Source organism: Nonomuraea longispora (genome assembly GCF_004348345.1).
Classification (GTDB): Bacteria; Actinomycetota; Actinomycetes; order Streptosporangiales; family Streptosporangiaceae; genus Nonomuraea; species Nonomuraea longispora.
The window spans coordinates 1-1,525 of sequence record NZ_SMJZ01000424.1; the positions used below are offsets into that span (position 1 = coordinate 1).

A 1,525-nucleotide genomic window follows, 5' to 3' on the forward strand; every position below is an offset into this window, starting at 1 on the left:
TAAGAGACAGGAGGGGGACGGCGGTCAGCGCGTCCCTGTCGAGCTTGCCGTTGACCGTGAGCGGCAGCGCCTCAAGCGGGACGAAGACCGCGGGGACCGCGTACGGGGGCAGCAGCCGGGACAGGTGCGACCGCGCCGCCTCCACCTCGATCCGGGCGCCGGGACGGGCGACCACGTAGGCCACGAGCCGCCGGCGGCCCTGCTGGTCCTCGCGCACCGCCGCCGCGGCGTTGGCCACGCCGTCCAGCCCCAGGAGCGCGGCCTCGATCTCGCCCGGTTCGACCCGGTAGCCGCGCACCTTCACCTGCTGGTCGGCCCGTCCCAGATAGACGAGGTCGCCGTCGCGGGTCCGGCGCGCGAGGTCGCCGCTGCGGTAGAGGCGGCCGCCCGGGGTGAACGGGTCGGCCACGAAGCGGGCCGCGGTCAGCGACGGGCGGCCGAGGTAGCCGCGGGCCAGCTGGTCACCGGACACGTACACCTCGCCCGTCACTCCCGGCGGGACCGGCTGCAGGTAGCGGTCGAGCAGGTGAACGCCGAGGCCCGGCAGCGGGCTGCCGATCACGCTCGCGGGTTCGCCCCCGGTGTCGTGCGGGGTCAGCTCCCTGAAGGTGACGTGTACGCAGGTCTCGGTGATGCCGTACATGTTGACCAGCCGCGCGGCAGGGTGACGGCGTTGCCACGACGCCAGGCGGGCGGGGTCCAGCGCCTCGCCGCCGAAGACGACGTACCGGAGGGCGAGCTCCCCCCGCGTCGCCTGGGCCAGCGGGTAGAACGCCGACGGGGTCTGGCCGAGCACGGTCACGCGCTCGCGCTCCAGCAGGTCGAGGAAGCGCCGCGGGTCGCGGGCCACCCCCCTGTCGACGATCACCAGCCGCCCGCCGTGCAGCAGCGCGCCCCACATCTCCCACACCGAGAAGTCGAACGCGGCGGAATGGAACATCGTCCACACGTCCGTACGGTCGAAGTCGAACAGTTCCCGGGCCGCGGCGAACAACGACAGCGCGTTGCGGTGCGTCACCTCGACCCCCTTGGGCGCGCCCGTCGAGCCGGAGGTGTAGATGACGTACGCCGTGTTGTCGGCTCCGGCGGATGGGGACCGGGCGCCGAGGTCTCCGTCCAGCCCGCCGTCCAGCCCGCCGTCCAGCCCGCCGTCCAGCCCGCCGTCCAGCAGCACGATCGGCACGCCGGTCCCGGGCAGCCCGGCCAGGGTGCCGGGGTCCGTCAGCAGGCACGCCGGCGCGGCGTCGTCCAGGATGAACGACAGCCGGGCCGCCGGGGCGTCGAGGTCGAGCGGCACGTAACAGCCGCCCGCCTTCACGACGGCGAGCAAGGCGACGATGAGACCGGCCGAACGCGGCAGCGCCACGGCCACCCTCGACTCGGGCCCCACCCCTCTGGCCGTCAGGGCCCGGGCCAGCCTGGTGGCGGCGGCGTCCAGCTCCGCATGGGTCAGCGAGATGTCGTGCCAGGTCACGGCGGTCGCGGTGGGCTCGGGCCGGGCGGCGGCGTACGCGTCGGCCAGCGT

1 protein-coding gene is annotated in these 1,525 nt (G+C 74.7%); it reads right to left on the reverse strand.

Going from position 1 to position 1,525, the window contains the following annotated elements:
* Window positions 1–1,525 (reverse strand): amino acid adenylation domain-containing protein (locus E1267_RS43710; protein WP_132342188.1); only part of this gene is annotated, 1,525 nt, incomplete at both ends.